24 protein-coding genes are annotated in these 21634 nt (G+C 65.4%); 11 read left to right on the top strand and 13 right to left on the bottom strand.

All coding sequences use genetic code 11. The annotated features are described in order from the left end of the window. Positions 1-113: 113 nt before the first annotated feature. From cobT to serS, 3 genes are all read right to left on the bottom strand, one after another. Positions 114-1988: a cobaltochelatase subunit CobT gene (cobT, locus tag FIU85_RS03430; RefSeq protein ID WP_152495856.1), complete on the bottom strand. Its 1875-nt coding sequence runs from the start codon at positions 1986-1988 to the stop codon at positions 114-116. A gap of 95 nt (positions 1989-2083) precedes the next feature. Then, the gene (locus FIU85_RS03425) at positions 2084-2488 is read right to left on the bottom strand and encodes a hypothetical protein (protein WP_152492072.1); all 405 of its coding nucleotides are present in this window, start codon (positions 2486-2488) and stop codon (positions 2084-2086) included. 425 nt (positions 2489-2913) lie between these two features. Further along, positions 2914-4206 (bottom strand): serine--tRNA ligase, encoded by a 1293-nt coding sequence (serS, locus tag FIU85_RS03420; protein ID WP_152495855.1) that lies wholly within the window; start codon positions 4204-4206, stop codon positions 2914-2916. Between the two features lie 220 nt (positions 4207-4426). Here serS and yajC point away from each other — a divergent pair, with 220 nt between their 5' ends. From yajC to FIU85_RS03375, 9 genes are read left to right on the top strand one after another with little or no spacing between them, the layout of a single operon-like run. Further along, positions 4427-4705 carry a preprotein translocase subunit YajC gene (gene yajC / locus FIU85_RS03415; RefSeq protein WP_152492074.1) on the top strand — a complete coding sequence of 93 codons (279 nt, stop codon included), beginning with the start codon at positions 4427-4429 and terminating at the stop codon, positions 4703-4705. Positions 4706-4763: 58 nt separating this feature from the next. Next, positions 4764-7397 (top strand): protein translocase subunit SecD, encoded by a 2634-nt coding sequence (secD, locus tag FIU85_RS03410; protein WP_152495854.1) that lies wholly within the window; start codon positions 4764-4766, stop codon positions 7395-7397. Next, a complete protein-coding gene (locus FIU85_RS03405; protein WP_152492076.1) occupies positions 7390-8142 on the top strand; it encodes a sulfite exporter TauE/SafE family protein in 753 nt (250 codons plus the stop codon). Before secD ends, FIU85_RS03405 begins: the two co-directional genes overlap by 8 nt. Before the next feature lie 10 nt (positions 8143-8152). Further along, positions 8153-8506 (top strand): Mth938-like domain-containing protein, encoded by a 354-nt coding sequence (locus tag FIU85_RS03400; RefSeq protein ID WP_152492077.1) that lies wholly within the window; start codon positions 8153-8155, stop codon positions 8504-8506. A 16-nt stretch (positions 8507-8522) separates the two neighbouring features. Then, a complete protein-coding gene (gene ccmA / locus FIU85_RS03395) occupies positions 8523-9140 on the top strand; it encodes a heme ABC exporter ATP-binding protein CcmA (protein ID WP_152495853.1) in 618 nt (205 codons plus the stop codon). Further along, on the top strand, positions 9137-9793 hold the full coding sequence (gene ccmB, locus FIU85_RS03390; protein WP_152495852.1) for a heme exporter protein CcmB: 657 nt from the start codon (positions 9137-9139) through the stop codon (positions 9791-9793). The genes ccmA and ccmB overlap by 4 nt, the downstream gene beginning before the upstream one ends. Before the next feature lie 17 nt (positions 9794-9810). Continuing rightward, entirely contained in the window at positions 9811-10545 is a 735-nt protein-coding gene (locus FIU85_RS03385; protein ID WP_152495851.1) for a heme ABC transporter permease, read from the top strand. After that, the gene (gene ccmD, locus FIU85_RS03380) at positions 10542-10700 is read left to right on the top strand and encodes a heme exporter protein CcmD (RefSeq protein WP_152492081.1); all 159 of its coding nucleotides are present in this window, start codon (positions 10542-10544) and stop codon (positions 10698-10700) included. Before FIU85_RS03385 ends, ccmD begins: the two co-directional genes overlap by 4 nt. Beyond that, positions 10693-11232: a DsbE family thiol:disulfide interchange protein gene (locus FIU85_RS03375; RefSeq protein WP_152495850.1), complete on the top strand. Its 540-nt coding sequence runs from the start codon at positions 10693-10695 to the stop codon at positions 11230-11232. Before ccmD ends, FIU85_RS03375 begins: the two co-directional genes overlap by 8 nt. A gap of 7 nt (positions 11233-11239) precedes the next feature. On the opposite strand, the gene FIU85_RS21900 is transcribed toward FIU85_RS03375, so the two are convergent. Next, on the bottom strand, positions 11240-11377 hold the full coding sequence (locus FIU85_RS21900; protein WP_172978785.1) for a hypothetical protein: 138 nt from the start codon (positions 11375-11377) through the stop codon (positions 11240-11242). 208 nt (positions 11378-11585) lie between these two features. Between FIU85_RS21900 and FIU85_RS03370 the strand changes: the two genes are divergently transcribed. Further along, positions 11586-12668: an ABC transporter ATP-binding protein gene (locus FIU85_RS03370; RefSeq protein ID WP_152495849.1), complete on the top strand. Its 1083-nt coding sequence runs from the start codon at positions 11586-11588 to the stop codon at positions 12666-12668. 3 nt (positions 12669-12671) lie between these two features. Here FIU85_RS03370 and FIU85_RS03365 read toward each other — a convergent pair whose 3' ends face one another. From FIU85_RS03365 to purB, 3 genes are all read right to left on the bottom strand, one after another. Then, positions 12672-13745 carry a flagellar motor switch protein FliG gene (locus FIU85_RS03365; protein ID WP_152495848.1) on the bottom strand — a complete coding sequence of 358 codons (1074 nt, stop codon included), beginning with the start codon at positions 13743-13745 and terminating at the stop codon, positions 12672-12674. A gap of 127 nt (positions 13746-13872) precedes the next feature. After that, positions 13873-14034 carry an adenylosuccinate lyase gene (locus FIU85_RS03360; protein ID WP_152492084.1) on the bottom strand — a complete coding sequence of 54 codons (162 nt, stop codon included), beginning with the start codon at positions 14032-14034 and terminating at the stop codon, positions 13873-13875. 105 nt (positions 14035-14139) lie between these two features. Beyond that, a complete protein-coding gene (gene purB, locus FIU85_RS03355; protein ID WP_152495847.1) occupies positions 14140-15447 on the bottom strand; it encodes an adenylosuccinate lyase in 1308 nt (435 codons plus the stop codon). A 55-nt stretch (positions 15448-15502) separates the two neighbouring features. Between purB and FIU85_RS03350 the strand changes: the two genes are divergently transcribed. After that, positions 15503-15943, top strand: a complete 441-nt coding sequence (locus FIU85_RS03350) for a DUF6314 family protein (protein WP_152495846.1) — start codon at positions 15503-15505, stop codon at positions 15941-15943. A gap of 192 nt (positions 15944-16135) precedes the next feature. Here FIU85_RS03350 and FIU85_RS03345 read toward each other — a convergent pair whose 3' ends face one another. The 6 genes from FIU85_RS03345 to FIU85_RS03320 form a co-directional block, all read right to left on the bottom strand. After that, positions 16136-16864 (bottom strand): hypothetical protein, encoded by a 729-nt coding sequence (locus FIU85_RS03345; RefSeq protein ID WP_152492087.1) that lies wholly within the window; start codon positions 16862-16864, stop codon positions 16136-16138. Positions 16865-17043: 179 nt separating this feature from the next. Beyond that, entirely contained in the window at positions 17044-17478 is a 435-nt protein-coding gene (locus FIU85_RS03340) for a glyoxalase superfamily protein (protein WP_152492088.1), read from the bottom strand. A gap of 189 nt (positions 17479-17667) precedes the next feature. Then, complete coding sequence (locus FIU85_RS03335) at positions 17668-18483, bottom strand: lytic transglycosylase domain-containing protein (protein WP_152495845.1); 816 nt, start codon at positions 18481-18483, stop codon at positions 17668-17670. A 194-nt stretch (positions 18484-18677) separates the two neighbouring features. Then, positions 18678-19541, bottom strand: coding sequence for a hypothetical protein (locus tag FIU85_RS03330; protein WP_152495844.1), 864 nt, complete (start codon positions 19539-19541; stop codon positions 18678-18680). 213 nt (positions 19542-19754) lie between these two features. Further along, positions 19755-21161 (bottom strand): type I glutamate--ammonia ligase, encoded by a 1407-nt coding sequence (gene glnA, locus FIU85_RS03325; RefSeq protein WP_152492091.1) that lies wholly within the window; start codon positions 21159-21161, stop codon positions 19755-19757. A gap of 36 nt (positions 21162-21197) precedes the next feature. Beyond that, complete coding sequence (locus tag FIU85_RS03320) at positions 21198-21536, bottom strand: P-II family nitrogen regulator (RefSeq protein ID WP_103764005.1); 339 nt, start codon at positions 21534-21536, stop codon at positions 21198-21200. Positions 21537-21634: the final 98 nt, after the last annotated feature.

Raw genomic sequence — 21634 nt, 5'->3', positions numbered from 1 at the left:
GAGGGGAGCCGATTTCTTGCAAGAAATCGGGTTGGAAAATTGGAATTTTCCAGCGCGGAATTTTGCAAAATTCCGCATGCGCCAGAGGTGAAATCCGTAGCCGCTTCAGATGCCTAGCTGGCGCGCTTCATCCCCATGACGCGGGCGCGGGCGCGCGGGTCGCTGTCGAAGAGCGCTGCGAGCTGTTCGGTCATCACCCCGGCCAGCTGGTCGGCGTCGGTGATGGTGACGGCGCGGTTGTAATAGCGTGTCACGTCGTGGCCGATACCGATGGCCAGAAGTTCCACCTGCTTGCGGCGTTCGACCATGGCGATCACGTCGCGCAGGTGCTTTTCGAGATAGTTGGCGGGGTTCACCGACAGGGTGGAATCGTCCACCGGGGCGCCGTCGGAGATGACCATCAGGATCTTGCGCGCCTCGCGCCGGCCGGCAAGCCGCCGGTGCGCCCATTCCAGCGCCTCGCCGTCGATGTTTTCCTTCAGGAGCCCTTCTTTCATCATCAGGCCCAGGTTGGAACGGGTGCGGCGCATGGGTGCGTCGGCGGATTTGTAGATGATGTGGCGCAGGTCGTTCAGGCGGCCGGGCAGTTGCGGGCGGCCTTCGTTCAGCCAGCTCTCGCGGCTTTGGCCGCCTTTCCACGCGCGGGTGGTGAATCCGAGGATCTCGACCTTGACGTTGCAGCGTTCAAGCGTGCGCGCGAGCACGTCGGCGCAGATTGCGGCGATGGAGATGGGACGCCCGCGCATGGAGCCGGAATTGTCCAAGAGCAGCGTGACGACAGTGTCGCGGAACTCAGTGTCCTTTTCGACCTTGAAGCTGAGCGGCGTGGTGGGGTTTGCCACGACGCGGGCGAGGCGGCCGGCATCGAGGATGCCTTCTTCGCGGTCGAATTCCCACGAGCGGTTCTGTTGTGCCTGAAGGCGGCGCTGCAGCTTGTTGGCAAGGCGGCTGACGGCGCCTTTCAACGGTTCCAGCTGCTGGTCGAGGAAGGCGCGGAGGCGTTCCAGCTCGATGGGCTCGGCCAGGTCCTCGGCGTGGATTTCCTCGTCGAAGGCGGAATTGTAGACGGCGTAATTCGGGTCGGCGTCCGAGATGGGCAGCGGGGGCGGGGGATCGAGCGGGGCCTCGCCTTCGGGCATTTCAGTTTCGTCGCCCTGTTCCTGGTCGGCCATGTCGTCCATGCTGACCTGGGCCTGGGCCTCGTCCTGCTGCTGATCCTGGGATTGCTCGGGATCGGCGTCGGCCTCGGCCTCGTCGCTGTCATCCTCGCCGGTGCTGTCGGGCTGTTCCTCTTCCTCCTGGTCCGCCTCGGCCTCGGTCTCGTCCTCGTCGTCGAGCGCGTCGGGGTCGTCGCCCAGCTGGTCGCCATAGCCCAGGTCGTCGATGATCTGGCGGGCGAAGCGGGCGAATTCGGACTGGTCGGACAGTTTGCTCTGCAGGTCCTCGAGGGTGCCGCCGGCCTGCTCCTCGATGAAGCCTTTCCAGAGCTCCATGACATTGCGCGCGCCGTCGGGCAGGTCGCGCCCGGTGGCGAGGTGGCGGATGAGATAGCCCGCGGCGTTGGCCAGGGGTGCCTCGGCGGCGTCGGTGATCTGATCATAGCCGCGGCGGCGGGCTTCGGCGCCGATCTTGGCATCGATATTGCCGGCGGTGCCGGGCATGTGGCGCGCGCCCATCGCCTCGCACCGGGCGGTTTCCATCGCCTCGTAAAGATCGCGGGCCATGTCGCCGGGAGGGCAGTAGCGGGTGTGGGTGCCCGCATCGTGATACTTGTGGCGCAGGGCCAGCGCGTCGGCGGTGCCGCGGGCCTGCAAAACCTCGTCCTTGGTCATGCGGCGGCTGATCTGGGGCAGGCGCATGGAATCGCCCGACACCCCGGCGGGATCGACCGAGTAGGAGACGTTAAGGTCGGGGTCGTCCGCCAGCACCTTGGTGGCCTCTGCCAGCGCCTTTTTGAAGGGATCGGCGGGGTTGTCGGAGTGCGCCATTCTGTGGGGACCCTGTCACGCTGCGGTTTCAGGGATGCAACCTAGGCTGACGGGCGCGGAATGACCAGTGGGCGCGGGGCGGAAATTGCCCCGCGTCAGAGGATGAGCTGGCGGCAGGTCGACAGGCGCCTGTGCATGTCGCGGGAGGCGCGGTCGGCATGGGTGGCGTCGGCGCTGCGCTGTTGCAGGCGCATGAGCTGCGCCATTTCGGACCAGCCGGAGGCCTGCCAGCTGCGGGCGCGGCGCGGGTCGATGCCGGCCTCGGCGGCATGGGGCAGCATGGCTTCGAGCAGCGACTCGAAGCTGCTTTGCAATGCCCGGGTCGCGTCGCTGTCGGGGTTGTGGGTCGCGCTTTGGCGGGTGGCCATGGCGGAGTAGCGCCCGGCGCAGGTGGCGAAGGCCTCTGCCTGCTCTGCAAGGCTGAGGGCGTTCGATGGAGCGGCCAGCGTGCTCGTTATCAGAAAAGCCGCCGCCGCCAGGGTGTGCTTTTCATTTGTCATGTAACGAATTTATGACGCGTGTATATTTTGCGTCAATACGGCGTATATACAAAATTTGTTTCATGGCGGTAAGGATGCCGCGGGGTGATTAAGGATTGGTCAATGGGGGAGGGGTGAGAGATCCTCGGGTCAAGCCCGAGGATGACGTTTAAAGGTGGCCGCGCGATTGCCAGACCGCGGGATGGCGAGCCGACCACCGTTCAGGGCACTTAATTTCCGAGTTCTCGCATAACCTATGATCGACGCGCCCACGTCACCCAATCGCCAGCCCGGGGGGCGGTCTGGCGATCGCGCGGCGGCGCGGGCGTGCCGCGCCTTGGTTCCGCGTGCCCCGCTACAGACACGACGTCATCCTCGGGCTAGACCCGAGGCTCTCTGAGTCGGAGAGGTCCCGGGTCAGGCCCGGGACGGGGCGTGTACCCGCCTCAGCCCAGCGAACCGTCCGCAAGCAGCCGGGTCTTGCCGCGCAGGTAGGGGTGCAGCGCTTCGGGCAGGTCGACCGAGCCGTCCGCCTGCTGGCCGTTTTCCAGCACCGCGATCAGGCAGCGGCCCACGGCGAGGCCCGAGCCGTTAAGCGTGTGCACGAATTGCGGTTTGCCGCCGTTGGCGGGCTTGAACCGACCGTTCATCCGACGGGCCTGGAAATCGCCGCAGACGGAGACCGAGCTGATCTCGCGATATGTGTTCTGGCCGGGCAGCCAGACCTCGATGTCGTGCGTCTTGCGCGCGCCGAAGCCCATGTCGCCGGTGCAGAGAACGATGGTGCGGTAGGGCAGGCCGAGCCGTTCGAGGATGCCTTCGGCGCAGGCCGTCATGCGGTCGTGTTCTTCGAGAGATTTGTCGGGATGGGTGACCGAGACCATCTCGACCTTTTCGAACTGGTGCTGGCGCAGCATTCCGGCGGTGTCCTTGCCCGCGCTGCCCGCCTCGGACCGGAAGCACTGCGTGTGCGCGACATAGCGGCGCGGCAGGTAATCTTCGTCGACCACGAGGCCGTTGACGATGTTGGTCAGCGTCACTTCGGCGGTGGGCACCAGCCACCAGCCATTGGTGGTCTCGTAACTGTCCTCGCCGAACTTGGGGAGTTGCCCGGTGCCGTACATCATTTCGGGGCGGACGAGCACGGGGGTCCAGGTTTCCGACAGGCCATTCTCCTCGACATGGGTGTCGATCATGAACTGCGCCAGCGCCCGGTGGATGCGCGCGACGCCGCCCGACAGCACCACGAAGCGGGAGCCGGAGAGTTTCGCGGCCAGCTCGAAATCCATGCCGGGCTTGACGCCGGCGAGGTCGTAATGCTCGACCGGGGTGAAATCGAACTCGCGGGGCGTGCCCCAACGTTTCAGCTCGACATTGTCGTCCTCGTCCTCGCCCTCGGGCACATCGTCGAGCGCGAGGTTGGGCAGGGTCATCAGCAGATCGGCCAGCTTCTGATCGAGCGCCTTGGCCTCGGATTGCATCGCGGCGACCTCGGCCTTTTTCTCGGACACGAGGGCGCGCAGGCGTTCGAACTCGGCCTCGTCGCCCTTGGCCTTGGCGGCACCCACCTCCTTGGAGGCCTTGTTCTGATCGGCCTGCGCGGTTTCGGCGGCCTGGATCTTGGCGCGGCGGTCCTCGTCCAGCGCGAGGATCTCGGACGACGCGTTCGACACCCCGCGACGGGCCATGGCGGCGTCGAACTGGGCGGGGTTTTCGCGGATGGCGCGGATGTCGTGCATCGTCTTGGTCCTCGGGGTCAGGTTGAGTCGTGGGGTGGGTTGTAGCAAGTAAAGCGCGCGGTATAACAGCCGATTTATTCTGCATGGAGGCGTTTGACGCGCCCCTGCGACATTGCCGCAGGCCCGCCGGTTCGCGCCTTGCAAAACCCAAAAGCCGGACTTAGGTTCGCGCAAACGCGGGCCGGGGGGCCTGCAAAGCCCGAAAAGGAATAAGATTCGCATGGAAGCCATTGGCCAGTTCATCCCGCTCATCCTGATCTTCGCGATCATGTGGTTCCTTCTGATCCGTCCGCAGCAGAAGAAGCTGAAAGAGCACCAGGCGATGGTGGCGGCGCTGCGCAAGGGCGACCAGATCGTCACGCAGGGCGGGATGATCGGCAAAGTCACCCGCGTGAAAGAGGGCGAGGAGATCGAGGTGGAGATCGCCGAGGGCGTGAAGGTGCGTGTCGTGCGCAATACCGTCGCCCAGGTCCTGTCGAAGACCGAGCCGGCCGCCTGATTTCGGGGCGCGTTCCGCCCCTTCGATAGATACAAGACAGACATAAAAGGCACTTCAGATGCTTCAGATCGACCTTTGGAAACGCGTGGTGATTTGGGGCCTGGTGGCCTTGGGGCTGCTGTTGGCGATGCCCAACGCGTTCTACACCCGCGTCGAGACCCATAACGACGCCACCATGGCGCTGGAGATGGGCGGCGAGGGCGAGGGGTTGCAGGAGCAGGCCGAGATGTGGCCGGACTGGCTGCCCTCGGGGCTGGTGAACCTTGGCCTTGACCTGCGGGGCGGGGCGCATCTGCTGGCCGAAGTGCAGGTCGAGGATGTCTACGAGGCGCGGATCGAGGCGATGTGGCCGGAGATCCGCGACCTGCTGCGCGAGGAACGCGACCGGGTCGGCCCGATCCGGTTGCAGGACACCGATGCGCCGGAGCTGCGCGTGCGTCTGGTGGAGAAGGCGGACGAGGCCGAATATGCGGCGAGCCTGGTGCGTGGTCTGGCGCGGCCGGTCGCCAGTGTCACCGGCGCGGGGCAGAACGATATCGCGGTGAATGTGGATGGCGACGCCATCGTCGTCACGCTGAGCGAGGCCGAGCGGCAGGCCAGCGACGAGCAGACCGTGCGCACCGCGCGCGAGATCATCGAACGCCGGATCAACGAGATGGGTACGCGCGAGCCGACGATCCAGCGGCAGGGCGCGGACCGTATCCTGATCCAGGTGCCGGGCGTGGGCAGCGCGGCGGAGCTGAAGGACATCATCGGCACCACGGCGCAGCTGACATTCCAGCCGGTGGTGAGCCGGACCACCAACGGCAACGAGACCCCCGGCGGCGGCAACGAGATCCTGCCCTCGGTGGACGAGGAGGGCGTGTTCTATATCCTGGAACGCGCGCCGGTGGTGACGGGCGAACAGCTGGTGGATGCGCAGCCGGATTTCGACCAGAACGGGCGGCCGGCGGTGTCGTTCCGCTTCAACCCCACGGGGGCGCGGCAGTTCGGAGATTACACCGCCGAGAACATCGGCAACCCGTTTGCCATCGTGCTGGACAACGAGGTGATCAGCGCGCCGGTGATCCAGGCACATATCGCCGGCGGCACCGGCATCATCACCGGGCAATTCACCGTCGAGGACAGCACCAACCTGGCCGTGCTTCTGCGCGCGGGCGCGTTGCCTGCCGAACTGACGTTCCTGGAAGAGCGCACGATCGGGCCGGAACTGGGGGCCGACAGCATCGCGGCGGGGCAGATCGCCTGTATCGTGGCCTTCGTGCTGGTGCTGGCCTTCATGTGGGCGAGCTATGGCATTTTCGGGCTTTTTGCCAATATCGCGCTGATCATCAACGTGGGGCTGATATTCGGACTGCTGAGCATGATCGGGGCGACGCTGACCTTGCCGGGCATCGCGGGGATCGTGCTGACCATCGGGATGGCGGTGGACGCCAACGTGCTAGTGTTCGAGCGGATCCGCGAGGAGATGAAGACGGCCAAGGGCGCTGCGCGAGCGATCGAGTTGGGGTATGAAAAGGCGCTGAGCGCCATCACGGATGCCAACATCACCACCTTCATCACGGCGCTGATCCTGTACGCCATGGGCTCTGGCCCGGTGCGGGGCTTTGCCATCACGCTGGGGCTGGGCATCATCACCTCGGTCTTCACGGCGATTTTCGTCACCCGCCTGATCGCGGTCATGTGGTTCGAGCGCAAGCGGCCCAAGACGGTGTTGCAGGGCCGGTCGCTGAAGCTGGTGCCGACCTTCACCAACTGGGATTTCTTCAAGCGGTGGAAGCTGTCGCTGGGGCTGTCCGGCTTTCTGATCGTGATCGCGCTGGGATCGTTCCTGTTGCAGGGGCTGAACTACGGCATCGATTTCCGCGGCGGCACGACCATCCGCACGCAGAGCACCGAGACGGTGGACGTGGGGCAGTACCGCGACGCCATCGCGCCGCTGGAGCTGGGCGATATCAGCATCACCGAGGTGTTCGACCCGACCTTCGGCCCGGACCAGAACGTGACCATGATCCGCATCCAGGCGCAGGACGACCAGGAGGCGGTGACCCAGGACACGATCGCGGCGGTCGAGGGGGCGTTGCAGGAGGCGGTGCCGGACATCACGTTCACCTCGGTGGAAAGCGTGGGGCCGAAAGTGTCGGGCGAGCTCATTCAGACCGCCGTGATCGCGGTGCTGTTGGCCATCGCCGCGGTGCTGATCTATATCTGGCTGAGGTTCGAGTGGCAGTTCGCGCTGGGCGCGGTCATAGCCCTGGTGCATGACGTGGTGCTGACCATCGGCATATTCTCGGAAGTGCAGATCCAGTTCGACCTGGCCATCATCGCGGCGCTTCTGACCATCGTCGGCTATTCGCTGAACGATACGGTGGTGGTCTTTGACCGAGTGCGCGAGAACCTGCGAAAATACAAGAAGAAGCCGTTGAAGGAAGTCCTGAACATCTCGATCAACGAGACGCTGAGCCGGACCATGATGACCTCTGTCACCACGCTTCTGGCACTGCTGGCGCTGTTCACGCTGGGCGGCGACGTGATCCGCGGCTTTGTCTTCGCGATGATCTGGGGCGTGATCGTGGGCACCTACAGTTCGATCTTCGTGGCCAGCACGGTGCTGATGTGGCTCGGGGTCAAGCGCGACTGGTCCAAGCCCGACGCCAATGCAGGGACGCAGTTCGCGAACATAGATGCCTGAACTCCTGAGCGGAGTGCTGGCCACACCGGGACTGGTGTGGCTGTGCTTCGCCATCGGGGTCGCGGGGCTGGTGCGAGGCTTTACCGGGTTCGGCACGGCGCTGATCGTGGTGCCGGTGGCCAATATCTTCCTGTCGCCCAAGGAAGTGATCGTGGTCATCATGCTGACCGGCATTGCCAGCAACGCGGTGATCCTGCGCCGGGCGTGGCAGCAGGGGCAGCCCAAGGAAGTGGGCGTACTGGTGCTGGCCGCGCTGGTCACCGTGCCGCTGGGCCTGGCGCTGCTGGACCTTCTGGACAACGACACGGTGCGCTGGATCATCACCGGCGTCGCCGGCGGCATGCTGGCCGCGCTGATCGCGGGCTGGCGCTATGCCCGGGTCATCACCCGGCCGGGGCTGCTGGCCATCGGGGCCGCGGCGGGGATCGTCGGCGGGCTGACGGGGTTGACCGGGCCGGTGGTGATCCTGTTCTACCTGTCGGGGCAGGCGGCGGTGTCCTCGGTCAGGGGCAACACGATCCTGTTCCTTGCCGCGCTCGACGTGGTGCTGATCGCCAACCTGTTGTGGCAGGGCGTGGTGACCTGGGAGCTGACCCTGCTGGCCGTGGTGATGGCGGTGCCCTACCTGATCACGACGCTGATCGGGCAGGCCCTGTTTGACCCCACGCGCGAGCGCCTGTATCGCTGGGCCGCCTACGGGGTGATCGCGCTGGCGGTCATCTCGGGCTTGCCGCTGTGGGACTGAGGAGGACGCGATGCGCCTGAACGAGGTAACATTTTCCGGCGTGAAACCGATCGACGGCTACGGGCCGGGTTTCTTCCGCGTGGGCGGAGAGGCGATCGAGGGCGCGATCTGCGCCGGCCCCGACGGCGTGCGTGCCTGGGGCGGGTACGAGGACAGCGCGTCGCTGGTGGATCTCGCGGGCGAGATCGACGTGCTGTTCATCGGCACGGGCGCCGAGACCGCGCATGTGCCGGGTGATTTCCGCACCGCGCTGGAGGAGGCGGGCCTCGGGGTGGAAGCGATGAACTCGCCCGCCGCGGCGCGGACCTACAACGTGCTGATATCCGAGGGGCGGCGCGTGGCCGTGGCCCTGTTGCCGGTCTGAGAGCGGTGGGCCGGCGATGCGCCTGACGGTTCGGGACCTTTGCGTGGCGCGCGGCGGCGTGCGGGTGCTGGACGGTCTGAGCTTTGCCGTGGCGCCGGGCGAGGCGCTGGTGCTGCGCGGGCCGAACGGCGCGGGCAAGACGACGCTCTTGCGCACATTGGCCGGGTTGCAGCCGCCGGTGTCGGGCGGCGTCGAGTATCCGGCGGACAGCGTTGTGTATGCAGGACATGCGGACGGGATAAAGCCGGCGCTGAGCGTGGCGGAGAACCTGAGCTTCTGGGCGCAGGTCTTTGGTCGAAAAGACATTTCCCGGGCTCTGGCGGCCTATGAACTGGAGCCTTTGGCCGACCGGCCGGCGGGATTCCTGTCTGCGGGGCAGAAGCGGCGGCTCGGGCTGGCGCGGCTTTTGGTGACGGGCCGCGCGATCTGGATCCTGGACGAACCGACGGTATCATTGGACGCGCGCGCGGTGGCGATGTTCGCCGCCGTGGTGCGGGCGCATCTGGCCGAAGGCGGCATCGCGGTGCTGGCCACGCATATCGACCTGGGCCTGGACGAGGCGACGGTGCTGGACGTGGCGCCCTTTCGGGCCGTGCGGCAGGAGCTGGACGATTTCGACGAGGCGTTCCTGTGACCGCGCTGCTGCTGCGCGACATCCGTCTGGCGGTGCGGGCCGGGGGCGGGTTCGGTCTGGGCCTTGCATTCTTCCTGATCGTCGTGGTGCTTGTGCCGTTTGGCGTGGGGCCGCAATCGGAGCTGTTGGCCCGGATCGCGGCGGGCATCCTGTGGATCGGGGCGCTGCTGGCCTGCCTCGTGTCGCTCGACCGGATCTTCGCGCTGGATTGGGAGGACGGCAGCCTTGACCTGCTGGCCACGGCCCCGCTGCCGATGGAGGCGGTGGCGGCGGTGAAGGGGCTGGCGCACTGGATCACCACGGGCCTGCCGCTGGTGCTGGCGGCACCGGTGCTGGGCGTGCTTCTGAACCTGCCTGTGCAGGGCTACAGACCGCTGGTGCTGTCGCTGCTTTTGGGCACGCCGGCGTTGAGCATGATCGGGGCGTTCGGGGCGGCGCTGACGGTGGGGCTGCGCCGGGGCGGGCTCTTGCTGAGCCTGCTGGTGCTGCCGCTTTACGTGCCGACGCTGATCTTTGGCGCCGAGATGGCGCGGCGGGGCGTGGACGGGCAGGATTACACCACGCCGATGCTGATGCTGGCGGGAATCACCTGCGGCACCATCGCGCTTTTGCCTTTTGCATCGGCTGCGGTATTGAGGGTCAACCTGCGTTAACGAAAGGATCTGCGCGCGTGGCATCACTCTGGGAATACGCCAACCCGAAGAAGTTCATCGACACGACGGACAAGGTTCTGCCGTGGGTGTCGGTGCTGGCGGTGCTGTGCCTGGCGACGGGGCTGGTCTGGGGGTTCTTCTTCACGCCGGACGATTTCCGGCAGGGCTCGACCGTCAAGATCATCTACCTGCACGTGCCAAGCGCGCTGATGGCGATCAACGCGTGGATCATGATGCTGGTGGCCTCGCTGATCTGGGTGGTGCGGCGGCACCATGTGAGCGCGCTGGCGGCACGTGCGGCGGCGCCCGTGGGCGTGGTGATGACGGTGATCGCGCTGGCCACGGGGGCGATTTGGGGCCAGCCGATGTGGGGCACTTGGTGGGCGTGGGACCCACGGCTGACGTCGTTCCTGATCCTGTTCCTGTTCTACCTCGGCTATATCGCCCTGTGGGAAGCCATCGAGAATGACGACACGGCAGCGGACCTGACCTCGATCCTGTGCATCGTGGGGTCGGTTTTTGCCCTTTTGAGCCGTTACGCTGTGCTGTTCTGGAACCAGGGATTGCATCAGGGGGCGTCGCTGAGCCTGGACAAGGAAGAGAACGTGGCGGATGTGTTCTATTTCCCGCTGCTGGTCAGCATCGCGGGGTTCGTGTTCCTGTTCATCGCGCTGGTGTTTTTGCGCACGCAGACGGAAATCCGTGCGCGGCGGATGCGGGCGCTTTTGGCCCGCGATCGGATGGAGGCGTGATGCCCGAGCTTGGAAAATACGCCGAGGCGGTGCTGTCGTCCTACGCGGTGTCGCTGGTGCTGCTGATCGCGCTGGTCGTCTTCAGCTGGCGGCGGTCCGTGCGCGTCAAGAACGCGCTGAAAGACGTTGAAAGAAAGCGGAAAACGGATGTCTAAGACCTCGTTCCTGATGGTGTTGCCGCCGGTGATCTTCGCGGCGCTGGCCGCGGTATTTTATATCGGGATGCAGCGCGAGGACCCCGACGCGCTGCCGTCAGCCATTGAGGGTAAACCAGCGCCCGCCGTCGCACTAACCGCGCTGGAGGGCAAGACGCCGTTCACCGACGCGGAGTTGCGCAGCGGCGGTGTGAAACTGGTGAATTACTGGGCCAGCTGGTGCGCGCCGTGTCGGGTGGAGCATCCGCATCTGGAGGCGCTGGCCGAAGAAGGCGTCACCATCTACGGCGTGAATTATAAGGATCAGCCGGGCAATGCGCTGGGCTTCCTGGAGGAACTGGGCGATCCCTACACGGCCATCGGGGCCGATCCGAACGGGCGCATGGCGCTGGACTGGGGACTGTACGGTGTGCCGGAGACCTATGTGATTGACGGCGAGGGGCGGGTTGTGCTGCGCTTTCCGGGGCCGATCACGCAGCGTGTCATGGACAGCCAGATCCGCCCTGCGATCGAACGCGCGCAGGGCGGCTGAGGCCGGTTTACTTTTCGCAGGTCTGCGCGGCTGTGGCCTGGTCCCCGAGGGGGCAGGCCGGGCGTGTATCCGGGCCGGCCAGGGCGCCGGTTATGGCCAGAAGGGCGATCAGGGCGACCTGTATCGCGATAATGAATTTCCGCATCGGTAGGCTCCGTCGTTTTTTGTCGTTGCTGCTCGTTAGTACGATTCAGTTAGGCCCAGTCGTCGCGCCGCGATAGTCAGGATTTCCACCGCTTGGCACACTTTCGCGTGTTTGCCGTGGTGGCGGCGGTATCTTGCGCGGACCATGCGGGATTGCTATTTGCGACATCAAGTCCGACGCATTCAGTCGGGAAAAAGACGAGGCAGACGTGCAAGATGTGATTCCGCGCCTTGAGACAAGGAACCTGGTGCGCCGTTATGACGGGCGCACGGTTGTGGACGACGTGTCGCTGTCCGTGCTGCCGGGGCAGGTGACGTGCCTTCTGGGGCCGTCGGGCTGTGGCAAGTCGACGACGCTGCGGATGATCGCGGGCGTCGAGATGCAGGACGCGGGCGAGATCTGGGTCGACGGCAAGCTGGTCTGCGACACGGTGTACCGCGTGCCGCCAGAGCGGCGGCATATCGGGCTGATGTTCCAGGATTTCGCGCTGTTTCCTCACCTGCGGGTGGGCGAAAACGTGGCGTTCGGCCTGAGCGGGACGGCGGACGAGAAAGCCGTCCGGGTCGCCGAGTTGCTGGAGCGCGTCGGGCTGGGCGGCTACGCGCAGAATTTTCCGCATGAGCTGTCGGGAGGCGAGCAGCAGCGTGTGGCGCTGGCCCGCGCGCTTGCGCCGCGCCCCAGCATCATGCTGATGGACGAGCCGTTCTCGGGCCTCGACAACCGTCTGCGCGACGGGATACGGGACGAGACGCTGGACATTCTGCGCGAGCAGGACACCGCCGTTCTGCTGGTGACGCACGAGCCGGAGGAGGCGATGCGCATGGCCGACACGATCGCGCTGATGCGCGATGGCCGGATCGTGCAGCAGGGCGCGCCCTACAACATCTACAACGCACCGGCGGACGGTGCGGCGGTGTCGTTCTTCAGCGACGTCAACGTGGTGCGCGGCGAGGTGCATGGCGCGCTGGCCGAAACGCCCTTCGGTCAGTTCCTTGCGCCCGGGGTGGACGATGGCCAGGTGGTCGAGATTGTCGTGCGCCCGCAGCATGTGAAGCTGGATTTCGACCGGGCGGGCAAGGGCCCGGCGCCCACGATCAGCGACGGTACGGCGGTGCGCGGGGTGGTGAAGCGGGCGCGGTTCATGGGCGGCGAAAGCCTGGTGGAATTCGACATGGCGTTCGGCGGGCCGCGCTTCAAGGTGACGGTGCCGGCGGTGTTCCTGCCCAAGGCGGGCACGCCGATGTGGCTGACCATTCGCCGCGACAAATGTTTCATCTTCCCGGTGGACTGAACCTCAGGCGTTGTCCTCTTCTTCGTCGTCCGGGACGATCAGCTGCAACTCGCCGCTGGCCTCGAGCGTGCGGATGACGTTGACCACATCGGTCATCGCCGCCTCGCCGTCCTTGGGTTTCACCTTGCCCAGGGCCTCGACCTCTTCCCGCAGGGCGTCGGCCATGCGTTTCGACATGTTCTCGAGGATGAAATCCGCGGACGCCCTGGTGTCTTCGGCTGTCCGGGCGTGGGCCAGCGCCTGAACCAGCGCGGCCTGGTCCACGTCGCGGGTGATCTTGGGCACGTCGATCGGGTTGAGCCGGTCGGCGATGTTGACGAAGGTGAAGATGGCCTTGCGCACCTTGGCGGCAAAGCTTTCATCGCTTTCGTCGAGACCGATCAGAACGTCGTCGCGGGTGGCGGCGGGAGAGAAGTTGAGGATCGCGCCCACGCGGTCCACCGCGCTGTCGGGAAAGGCGGTTTCCGGCACGTTGTGAAGCTGGGCGGCAAGCGACAGGCCGATCCGGTCCACGGCATCGGGCGTCACCGCGCCGGTCTGGGACATGGCGACGGCGATGCGGCGGGCGGTGTCGCCCGGCAGTTTGCCCAGGAGTTCGGCGGCGCGGGCCACGTCGAGCTTGGAGAGCAGGACGGCGGCCACCTCGGTGCTTTCGGATTGCAGAATGTCCAGGAGGTCGTCGGTGTCGGCGGTGCGGACCTGCTCCCACGGCTCGCCGAACTGGCGCACGCCGGCCTCCTTGCGCAGGCGCGAGGCGGTTTGCGGGCTGATGCGCCCATCCAGGGCGGTGAGGGCCCCGGCGACACCGCGCGGGAAGGTCAGGCCCATCGCCTCGACCTCGGAGGCGAATTCGGCGACGACATCGGCGAGCGTCGAGCGGTCGACATAGCGCATCGTGCCCATCTGCTGGGTCAGCCGGCGCTGCAGCTCGTCGGGCAGGTCCTGAAGCGGCACATCCGCGCCTTCGTTGATGAGAAAGCGCACGATGATCGCGGCCTTCTGCCGGCGGGTCAGCTGGGCCGCCGCGTTTGCGGACGGCCCCGGAAGCGCCAGTTGCCCAAAATTGCTGCTGCTCATTCCAGTCCCCGGATGACGTTCCGGCAACCTAGGGCGGGAGTGGTGAAGAAATGTCTAAAGCTAAAATTTGAAACGGCGCCGCCCGGTCCCCGGGTGCGCCGCCTCGACTTGGGATATGGCCCGCCGGTCAGCTCATCGTTTGTTCGACGCAGGTACCGGATGCGCGGTCCCACACCATGCCTTCGGCGCAGGACGCGGCCTGGTGCGATTTGCCGGGGCACATCGCGGCGGCGGAAAGGGTGGAGGCCAGAACGAGGGCCAGGGACGTGGTAATGGTCTTGGACTTCATGGGTTGAACTCCTTTTCACTAGAACCCCGATGGTAACACGAAAACGCGTCCGGGCCAGTGTTTCCGGCCATTTGTCGCATTGGATGGCCCGTTCTGCCCGGAAATTCAGCTTTCCCCGAAGACGCGGGTGAAAATCGTGTCGACATGCTTGGTGTGGTAATCCATGTCGAATTTCTCTTCGATCTGGTCGGTGCCCAGGGCGGCGACGACATCGGCGTCGGCGAGCAATTCCTCTTTGAAATCAGTACGCTGCTCCCAGACCTTGAGGGCGTTGCGCTGGACCATGGCATAGGCATCCTCGCGGCTGACGCCGGCTTGGGTGAGGGCCAGAAGGACGCGTTGAGACATCACGAGGCCCGGAAACTTGTTCATGTTTTCCAGCATGTTCTCGGGGAAGATGATCATCTTGTCGACCACACCGGTGAGACGGGCGAGGGCGAAATCGAGCGTCACGGTGGCGTCGGGGCCGATCATCCGCTCGACCGAGCTGTGCGAGATGTCGCGCTCGTGCCAGAGAGCCACGTTTTCCATGGCCGGGATCACCGCCATACGCACGAGGCGGGCGAGGCCGGTGAGGTTCTCGGTCAGGACCGGGTTCTTCTTGTGCGGCATGGCCGACGAGCCTTTCTGGCCCATCGAGAAGAATTCGGCGCCTTCGAGGACCTCGGTGCGCTGCATGTGGCGAATCTCGATCGCGACGTTCTCGATCGAGGAGGCAATGACGCCAAGCGTGGCGAAGAAGGCGGCGTGGCGGTCGCGGGGGATGACCTGCGTGCTGATCGGCTCGGGCGTGAGGCCCAGTTGGGCGCAGACATGTTCTTCGACCCGCGGGTCGATATTGGCGAAGGTGCCGACCGCGCCGGAGATGGCGCCGGTGGCGACCTCGGCCCGGGCGGTGCGCAGGCGGGTCAGGTTGCGGTCCATCTCGGCATAGAAGCGCGCGAAGGTCAGGCCCATGGTGGTGGGTTCGGCGTGGATGCCGTGCGAGCGGCCGACGCGCAGGGTCATCTTGTGCTCGAACGCGCGTTTCTTGAGGGCGGCAAGCAACCCTTCCATATCGGCGATCAGAAGGTCGGCGGCGCGGACAAGCTGGACGTTCAGGCAGGTATCCAGGACGTCCGAGGAGGTCATGCCCTGGTGGACGAAACGCGCTTCCTCGGAGCCCACATGCTCGGCCAGGTGGGTAAGGAAGGCGATGACGTCATGCTTGGTCACGGCCTCGATCTCGTCAATTCGGGCAACGTCGAAGTCCACATCCTTGGCCTTCCACACGGCTTGGGCATTCTCGCGCGGGATCACGCCCAGATCCGCCATGGCGTCGCAGGCGTGGGCCTCGATCTCGTACCAGATGCGGAACTTGGTGGCGGGGTCCCAGATGGCGACCATGTCGGGGCGGGAATAGCGAGGGATCATGCGAACGGACCTTTGGATTGAATGGCTGTCGGGCGCGGTTTAGACGGAGGAACGGATGGCGGCAAGACGGGCGTGGCGATTGGTACCGGACCTGGCAGAGTTCGAAGGCGCATGGCGGTTGGAGCGCGACGTGGTGCACGCGGGTGCGGCGCCGGCGCGGTTCGAGGGCGAGGCGCGGTTTGTGCCGGGGAAGGGCGGGCTGGTCTATCGCGAGGCGGGTGTGCTGAGCATGGCCGGACAACCGCCGATGCGGGCCGAGCGGGGGTATCTGTGGCGGGCGCGGGAAGGCGGCGGGATCGACGTGGCGTTCGAGGATGGCCGGTTCTTTCACAGCATCACCGAAGGCGGCGCGGCGCAGCACTGGTGCGACCCGGACATGTACGAGGTTCGCTACGATTTCGAGGACTGGCCGGACTGGAGCGCGCGGTGGCAGGTGCGCGGGCCGCGCAAGGAATACCGGATGGTTAGCCGGTTCACCCGCTTGACGGGACCGTGAAGGCGAACAACACGCCTTATTTCGGCCAAATTGTTTCGGTACGAGAGACAATAGCAAAAACAAGAGCCGGGCGGGCATGGCATCCGACCCGAGCCAGGCACAGAATAAAGCCGGATACAGAGGCTTCATACAGGCAGGGCGGCACCCGTCGGTGCCGCCCGTTTCACTGCGACCTGCACCGGAGCAGGGGTGTCAATTGTCGCCAGTGATGTCCCGCAGCATGGAATAGGTGAAGAGAAACGCGCCCAGGGGCGGCGTAACGAGCATGATCGAAAGCGCCATGGTGTGCACGGTCAGGCGCAGCGGCTTGGTGGGCGCGGCGCGTTTGCGGAGCCACTCCGGCGGGGAGGTGGTCATGCCGGGCACGTCTTCGGACAGGATGATGTCGAAGCGCTCTTCGACCGGGGGGTGCGATGACGCGCTGGGCGCGTCGGGCCGGGGCCGCGCGCCGAGATTGGCCAGGCCGGCGGGCGGGGCGACGGGGGAGGCGACGGGGGAGGACTGGCGCAGAAGATCGTAGAGCGACAGGACGAGGGCGTGATCGACCGCTTCGGGGGTCTCGCCGCGCATGATCGCGTCATAGGGCATGTCCTCTTTGACGCGGTAGACCAGCCGGTCGGCGAGATGCGCGTAGGAGACGTCGAAGTGATCACCCGTTTCGTGCGCGTCGGGCGGGGCGCCCACGGCCAGCACGAGATGGGCATAGCGATCCTCCGGGCATGGCGTCAGAAGGGCAATGGCGATGCGGACGCCGATGCGGTCGATCATCGCGACGCCGTCATCCACCCAGTTGATCCGGCGCGGCTGGGCGTCGGTGCCTTGCAGCATCCCGTCGATGGCCCGCACGATGTCGCCGGCCTGCGCCGCGGGCGCGCGGCGATAGCTGAACAGAGCGATGGAAGCCTGCTGGTCTTGGAACATTCTTTTTCCGTGGTGAACGGTCTTTGCGACAATCCGGGAGAGTCTCACGAATAGGGAGCAACTGCGTCCGGCGTTGGAAGAATCTGCGGCAAAATCAAGAACGCCGTCCCGTATAGGGGACTGTGGGGCGTGCACGAGGAAGGCGCGCCGCGCCTTTTGGTGGCGCGGCGCGGGGGGTGTCAGGGCAGGTCCAGCACGACGTGAGGCTGCCCGTCGGAGGTTTTCTCGACCGTGCGGCCGGTGGGGCCGAGGGTGCAGGACACCTGGCGGCGCAGGGAACTGAACCGGGGCGACTCGACCACGTCGACAGGGGTGTCGAAGGCGATGGTCAACTCGACATGATCCGGCCCCTTGGCCGTGGCCGACCTGACCGTGCCGGCAAAGGCGTGGCCCAGGTAGCGTCCCGAGACGCGCTGGCCGAGGGTCCAGGCACGGTTTGGCGGGGGCGTGGCGGCCCCGGACAGGCTGTTCCAGTCGCGGTAGCCCCATTGATGCGCCAGGTGTTCCAGCGCGGCGGAGTGGCTGACCGGGGTTCCGGCGCGGGCGAGAGTGTCACGAAGTTTGCGCGCATGCCCTTTGAGCACGTCGCGCGACGGCAGGATGGTCTGTGTCATTGCAGTTTTCCCAGATGGGGCGAAATCGGATCGGCAGGGCCCGCGTTGCTGCCCGGTCGAAGCCCCGGGTCAATGCAATGATCTGTCAGGGCTTCACCATGGCGCGACGGCCTGCGGGCGGCGGGGGCCTGACGCCCCGTGAATGCCGCAGATAGGGGCGCCGTGCCGTTGCGTCAAGCCCCGGGGCCGTCAGCCGTCGATCTTGGCCGCCATGATGGCGATGGCCTGTTGATAGACGGTGGCCGCGTTCCACTGCTTGATCACGTTGAAATTGGGCTGGCCCTGCTGGTAGCCGGCACCCGGACGCCAGCCCTTCTGGCGCAGGAAGTTGGCGGTCGAGACCAGCGCGTCGGCCTGATTGTAGAAATCCACCCGCCCGTCGCCGTTGCCGTCGACGCCGTAGGCGAGCGCGTTGCCGGGCAGGAACTGGGTATGGCCCAGCTCGCCATGCTTGGCCCCGCGCGTGTTGATGGTGATCGAGCCGCGATCCACCAGCTTGAGCGCGCCGATGGCGTGCGGGCGGAAGAAATCCGAGCGGCGGCAGTCGTAGGTCAGAGTGACGATGGCCGAGACGACCGAGCTGTCGCCCATGAAGCCGCCAAAGCCGGTTTCCATGCCGTGAATGGCGATGATGACGCCGGCGGGGACGCCGTAATTCTGTTCGATCCAGTTGTAGAAACCGGGGTTCTGCGCCTTGCGCTTGCGGCCTTGCGCGATGATCGTGTTGGCGCCGCGCACCTGCATGAACTTGTCGAGCGAGTAGCGAAAGCTTTTCTGGTTGCGGTCGGCGGCGATGGTGCCGGAGGCATAGCTGGTCTGGGCCAGCGCCTGGAGGCCGCGTTGGCCGACGCCCGCGGCCTGGGCCTGCTGGGCGAAGCCCGCTTTCCATTGTTCGAACCCGCTGGCGTTATTGCCGCACTGGGCATGGGCCGCCGCTGCGGCGGTCAAGGTGGCGGCGCCGGCGACGGCAAGCGCAAGAAAACGGGATTTGAATTTCAAAGACATTGAGCAGCTCCAGGTCAGACAAGCGGGATGTTAGCCGAGCCGGACAGGGGAACAAAGTCAATTCTCCAAGAGGTTCGGCACATCGGAACGGGCGTTCAGCGAGCGCCCGTGCGGGACGACAACGGTCGATCGGGCGCGTGTGTTCCGCGAAGATGCCTCCTGCACGTTATCCATGGGTGCGGGAGGCGGGCCGGTCAGCCCAGAACGGACTGGATCACCTGCGCGGCGGCGGCGGTGGCGCCGTTCGCCTGAAGCGACACGAAGAGCCCCGACAGCGCCGCCGCCTGTCCGGCGAGGCGCAGGTTCTCGCCCTTGACCAGATTGATGATCACCAGCGCCACACCGACCGGCAGTGCGATGCAGGCCACCGCGAGGGACAGAAGCCAGGCCGACAGGCGCAAGCGATCGGTCTCTTCGGCGATGTTCTCGATGGCGGGGACGACCATCTGCGGCGTGTCTTCGATAATGCCCTCGGATTCGCCCAGGAAATCCTTCCAGGGCAGGACCGGCATTTCCGGCGGGGGCGTGCGCTCGAGCTGTTCGTCCAGCCTGCTGTGCAGCTCGCCTATTCCGGTCAGGGCGCTGCGGGCGCGCAAGGTCTGGTCTCTGAGCGTGTCGGCTTCGGGCGTATCGCAGGCCGCAGGCTCGCGGGCCTCGAAGACCTCTTCGGTCGACAGGATCGCCTCTTGCTCGACCCATTGCAGGTGCTTCGGGCGCAGGTGATCGCTGAGGTCGATGGCCACGCGGGCCAGTACGGCGTCGATCGCCGGGCCGGAGTCGGGTGCCGCCGGGTCCCGTCGGCAGACGTCGATCCGCAGCAGGGTGTTCGCCTCTTCCTCCAGGCCCGGCAGCACGACATTGTCGCTGAGTGTCAGGCAGACCCGGTATTGCTCGGTCTCGACCCCGGCGTCCCTGTCGGACAGAAACCCGAGCGACCGGACGTCCTCGCAGAGGCCTTTCAACGCCTCGGCGGTGCGCGTGACCGCATCCAGGAGGTCGATCGATTTCTCTTCCATGAAGATCAGCCCCGCCATGACGCGGGTATCGCTCTGTGCCATCTTTCACTCCCCGGTTGTTCACTCTCACACCTGGATCATCCGAAGAGTTAATGGAGACAGTGTGTTTCAAATATGGAACCGATTGGGCACTTTTCGGAAACGGGCGGGATTCCGCCTGTCTGGGGCAGTTTTTCGCGTGATTTCGGACGGGCAGGACAGAAAACGGGCGCCTTCCGGAAAAGGCGCCCGCGTCGGTACAGGATGTCTGCCGGATCAGCAGCTGTAATACATGCCGAACTCCACCGGGTGCGGCGTGTGTTCGTACTTTTCGATCTCTTCCATCTTGAGCTCGATATAGCCGTCGATCTGGTCCTTGGTGAACACGTCACCGGCCAGCAGGTAGTCGTGATCGGCCTGAAGTTCCTGCATGGCTTCGCGCAGGCTGCCGCAGACGGTCGGGATGCCTTCCAGCTCTTCGGCGGGCAGATCGTAGAGGTTCTTGTCCATCGCCTCGCCCGGGTCGATCTTGTTCTTGATGCCGTCGAGGCCGGCCATCAGGAGTGCGGCAAAGCACAGGTAGGGGTTGGCCGACGGATCGGGGAAGCGGGCCTCGACGCGCTTGGCTTTGGGCGACTCGGTCCACGGGATCCGGACGCAGCCCGAGCGGTTGCGGGCCGAGTAGGCGCGCAGCACGGGAGCCTCGAAGCCGGGGATCAGGCGCTTGTAGCTGTTGGTCGACGGGTTGGTGAAGGCATTGAGCGACTTGGCGTGCTTCAGGATGCCGCCGATGTACCACAGCGCCTCGTCGGACAGGTCGGCGTACTTGTCGCCGGCAAATAGCGGCTTGCCGTCCTTCCAGATCGACATGTTGACGTGCATGCCGGTGCCGTTGTCGCCCGCGATGGGCTTGGGCATGAACGTGGCCGACTTGCCGTAGGCGGCGGCGACGTTGTGGATGACGTACTTGTATTTCTGCAGCTCGTCGGCCTGTTTGGTCACGGTGCCGAAGATCAGGCCAAGCTCGTGCTGGCACGACGCCACCTCGTGGTGGTGTTTGTCGACCTTCATGCCCAGCCGCTTCATGGTCGAGAGCATTTCCGAGCGGATGTCCTGCGCCTCGTCGGTGGGGTTCACCGGGAAGTAGCCGCCTTTGACGCCCGGACGGTGGCCCATGTTGCCCATCTCGTACTCGGTGTCGGTATTCCAGGAGGCGTCGATCGCGTCGACCTCGTAGGAGACCTTGTTGATCGAGTTCGAGAAGCGCACGTCGTCGAAGAGGAAGAATTCCGCTTCGGGGCCCATGAAGGCGCTGTCGCCGATGCCGCTGGATTTCAGGTAGGCCTCGGCCTTTTCGGCGGTGCCGCGCGGGTCACGCTCATACGCTTCGCCGGTGTCGGGTTCGACGATCGAGCAATGCACGCAGATGGTTTTCTCGGCGTAGAAGGGATCGATGTAGCCGCTGGTCGTGTCGGGCATCAGTTTCATGTCCGAGGCTTCGATCGATTTCCAGCCGGCGATCGAGGAGCCGTCGAACATGAAGCCTTCTTCGAGGAAATCCTCGTCGACCTCGTCGGCGATGACCGTCACGTGCTGCAGCTTGCCGCGCGGGTCGGTGAAACGGATGTCGACATATTCGACCTCCTCGTCCTTGATCGTCTTGAGCAGATCTTTTGCGCTCATGTCCATTGATCCCTTCGTTGTGGTTCCAGGTGTAGATTAAAGCGCGTCCGAACCGGATTCGCCGGTGCGGATGCGGATGGCTTGTTCGACGGGGCTGACGAAGATCTTGCCGTCGCCGATCTTGTCGGTCTTGGCGGCATCGACGATGGCCTCGATCGCGGCGTCGACCTGATCGTCGTCCAGCACGACGTCGATCTTCACCTTGGGCAGGAAGTCGACCACGTACTCGGCACCGCGATAAAGTTCGGTGTGGCCTTTCTGGCGGCCGAAGCCCTTGACCTCGATCACCGAGAGGCCCTGCACACCCACCTCCTGAAGCGCTTCCTTGACTTCATCGAGCTTGAAGGGCTTGATGATCGCCTCGATTTTTTTCATGGGTCGACTCCTCCGACTGACTTGCGGGATTTGAAGATCATTTCTGTTAACGCGGCACAATCGGATAGGGAGCTTGGGCGGGCATGTGGCAGGGTGAT

Origin of the sequence: Roseovarius sp. THAF8 (assembly GCF_009363735.1) — a bacterium.
In the GTDB taxonomy this organism is placed as follows: Bacteria; Pseudomonadota; Alphaproteobacteria; order Rhodobacterales; family Rhodobacteraceae; genus Roseovarius.
Note: the sequence above shows the minus strand (reverse complement) of the source record. Positions and strands in the feature narration are given on the sequence as shown.

What these genes read in the sequence shown, in the direction of transcription:
- FIU85_RS03345 (WP_152492087.1), bottom strand. Translation starts at nt 16,864, where the DNA reads ATGTTCCAAGACCAGCAGGCTTCCATCGCTCTGTTCAGCTATCGCCGC.
- FIU85_RS03375 (WP_152495850.1), top strand. Translation starts at nt 10,693, where the DNA reads ATGTCTAAGACCTCGTTCCTGATGGTGTTGCCGCCGGTGATCTTCGCG.
- FIU85_RS03340 (WP_152492088.1), bottom strand. Translation starts at nt 17,478, where the DNA reads ATGACACAGACCATCCTGCCGTCGCGCGACGTGCTCAAAGGGCATGCG.
- FIU85_RS03330 (WP_152495844.1), bottom strand. Translation starts at nt 19,541, where the DNA reads ATGGCACAGAGCGATACCCGCGTCATGGCGGGGCTGATCTTCATGGAA.
- purB (WP_152495847.1), bottom strand. Translation starts at nt 15,447, where the DNA reads ATGATCCCTCGCTATTCCCGCCCCGACATGGTCGCCATCTGGGACCCC.
- FIU85_RS03335 (WP_152495845.1), bottom strand. Translation starts at nt 18,483, where the DNA reads ATGTCTTTGAAATTCAAATCCCGTTTTCTTGCGCTTGCCGTCGCCGGC.
- yajC (WP_152492074.1), top strand. Translation starts at nt 4,427, where the DNA reads ATGGAAGCCATTGGCCAGTTCATCCCGCTCATCCTGATCTTCGCGATC.
- FIU85_RS03425 (WP_152492072.1), bottom strand. Translation starts at nt 2,488, where the DNA reads ATGACAAATGAAAAGCACACCCTGGCGGCGGCGGCTTTTCTGATAACG.
- FIU85_RS03365 (WP_152495848.1), bottom strand. Translation starts at nt 13,745, where the DNA reads ATGAGCAGCAGCAATTTTGGGCAACTGGCGCTTCCGGGGCCGTCCGCA.
- FIU85_RS21900 (WP_172978785.1), bottom strand. Translation starts at nt 11,377, where the DNA reads ATGCGGAAATTCATTATCGCGATACAGGTCGCCCTGATCGCCCTTCTG.
- FIU85_RS03320 (WP_103764005.1), bottom strand. Translation starts at nt 21,536, where the DNA reads ATGAAAAAAATCGAGGCGATCATCAAGCCCTTCAAGCTCGATGAAGTC.
- FIU85_RS03350 (WP_152495846.1), top strand. Translation starts at nt 15,503, where the DNA reads ATGGCGGCAAGACGGGCGTGGCGATTGGTACCGGACCTGGCAGAGTTC.
- FIU85_RS03360 (WP_152492084.1), bottom strand. Translation starts at nt 14,034, where the DNA reads ATGAAGTCCAAGACCATTACCACGTCCCTGGCCCTCGTTCTGGCCTCC.
- FIU85_RS03405 (WP_152492076.1), top strand. Translation starts at nt 7,390, where the DNA reads ATGCCTGAACTCCTGAGCGGAGTGCTGGCCACACCGGGACTGGTGTGG.
- FIU85_RS03400 (WP_152492077.1), top strand. Translation starts at nt 8,153, where the DNA reads ATGCGCCTGAACGAGGTAACATTTTCCGGCGTGAAACCGATCGACGGC.
- secD (WP_152495854.1), top strand. Translation starts at nt 4,764, where the DNA reads ATGCTTCAGATCGACCTTTGGAAACGCGTGGTGATTTGGGGCCTGGTG.
- serS (WP_152495855.1), bottom strand. Translation starts at nt 4,206, where the DNA reads ATGCACGACATCCGCGCCATCCGCGAAAACCCCGCCCAGTTCGACGCC.
- glnA (WP_152492091.1), bottom strand. Translation starts at nt 21,161, where the DNA reads ATGAGCGCAAAAGATCTGCTCAAGACGATCAAGGACGAGGAGGTCGAA.
- cobT (WP_152495856.1), bottom strand. Translation starts at nt 1,988, where the DNA reads ATGGCGCACTCCGACAACCCCGCCGATCCCTTCAAAAAGGCGCTGGCA.
- ccmA (WP_152495853.1), top strand. Translation starts at nt 8,523, where the DNA reads ATGCGCCTGACGGTTCGGGACCTTTGCGTGGCGCGCGGCGGCGTGCGG.